The organism is Escherichia sp. 93.1518 (assembly GCF_013368915.2).
Classification (GTDB): Bacteria; Pseudomonadota; Gammaproteobacteria; order Enterobacterales; family Enterobacteriaceae; genus Escherichia; species Escherichia ruysiae.
Genome location: NZ_JABWMT020000074.1, coordinates 1 through 2,019 on the forward strand (window position 1 = coordinate 1; position 2,019 = coordinate 2,019).

At 33.4% G+C, this 2,019-nt stretch carries 1 protein-coding gene; it reads right to left on the minus strand.

The annotated features are described in order from the left end of the window. Positions 1-76 precede the first annotated feature (76 nt). Positions 77-1,897, minus strand: coding sequence for an ATP-dependent nuclease (locus tag HEN21_RS22390; protein WP_000780215.1), 1,821 nt, complete (start codon positions 1,895-1,897; stop codon positions 77-79). Positions 1,898-2,019 lie beyond the last annotated feature (122 nt).

Below are 2,019 nucleotides of genomic sequence, written 5' to 3' on the forward strand. Positions count from 1 at the left end.
ATATAATGTATAATTATCAAATTATATTTATTATATTATGTGCCAGTACTAGTACTGGCATATATGAATTTAATAACTACTCATAAATGAATCTAATTACATTCCTGAGTTTAGTTTCACAGTTTGGTTGTAATATAACACTACCTTCTAAGTAATCACGTATTCTTTTCCAGGCATTGAAAGGTTTTCCTCCATCTGAAGGTGCATTTCCATCAATCATTGGATCCCATAGTAAATGTTCAAATGTATCATCTACTCGGAATACTCTTTCGGCACCAACTATATTTTCAATCTTCGCATTTGCACGAAATGCGTTTATTGGTGATATGTTACGTAATTCTTCTTCGGACATTCCTTTTCTATCAGTATCATGAACAACTTTAAATGGAATATTGAGTTTTGAAAGAATTCTCACTATGGCTGGGATTGTCCATTTCCCTCCAGCAGAAACAATAGTTGTATCTTTTACTAAATTTTTTGAGATACCGAATTTGTCGCATAGTTCTGAAGCAAACCTAAGTATTGCTACTTCTGTATCTCCCTCAACTACGACTACTCTTTTAGCGAAAAATGCTTCACAGACGGTAGGATGAAAATCTAATGCCGCTCGTAACATTTCCCTTTCATTATAATGTTCATCTACATGGAAAATTGTATCATCTATTTCATGAACCGTTCTAGTGCCGTCATTAGTATCCTTAATTAATTTTAGAGACGATGGGTTTTCTGCAATATCAATTAAGAATGGTGAATGTGTACTAACGATAACTTGGCAAGAGGCATTTGTTGATTTTTCTCTAAGTTTATCTCTCAGTAATCGCATCAAATGTGGATGTATATATAGCTCAGGTTCTTCATAAAGAATAATTGTTGATCTTTGAGACGTATTGACTTCGAATAAAGCATTAGATTCAAGTAAAGCATAAGCCAAAGCTCGTTGAACTCCACTACCCTGATATTCAAGTTGAGTTTCAAGTTTATCTTCAATGACTAATGTTGCTGCCTTCATTAAAGCAGAATTAATGTCAATTTCAGTTAGGCTTAATTTTACCTTAGATTTTAAGTCCATCACCTGATTAAGAGATTCAGTAATAGACTCCATTAATTCATGCAATCCTTCAATAACTTCACCATCAACTTCACCTTTCATCTTCTTGTGCAATAGGTCAAGCGAGGCAGTATATTGGGTGAAAGATGGGTCAGACTGTAGTACTGGATAAACTCTATTAGAAAATAAAAATCCAAAAGGTGTGCCTTTCTGTGATTTAAGATCGTCCTCAATTTTAAAACATGCTGGTATATATAATACATGCGGTAGAGCTTGCTGTAAGCTATTCTTAAAGTTAATGCCTTCAGAAGTCCAGCATAAATTAGATGAAACTTTTTCCGGATGCCTTTGTTTTATTAATCCAATAATGTCACTTTGCATTTCCTTGTAGCTTTTAGCATTATTACAATTAAGTTCATTTATGATGTTTAGCAACCACGGAATATTTCTTGCGGCGGTTATAGACGTTGTATAGTCCTCTATATCTTCTTTGCAATAAAATGCTTCATAACAAGGAAGACCTATACATCCATTGTCATGATCCCATTTAGCTCTAACTCGAATACTGAGTTTCCCTTCATGAATTAGATTAGAAATGGCTGGTTTATTTTGCTCGCAATCTTGTATGTCGGAAAAAACTCCTGTGATGATCATTTCTTCATTACTGGGTGTACGAAATGGCCAATCTTCAGACGTTGGATTAGTTGTATCAACAAGTATTTTTATCGCTTTAAGTATGGTTGATTTACCAATGTTATTAGAACCTATTAAGGTTGTAAAGTTTTCGAGATTGATAGAGGCAGAAGAAATACCTCTAAAGTTTTGTATGTCAATACGAACTAATTTCATTATGGAAACCTACAAGAAAAAAGGGATTATTTAATACCATTACCAGAGAGAGAATAAAAATAATATCTCCAAAACTGTGACATATGTTGTTCTTTTATATTGATTGTTACATGGTTTATGGT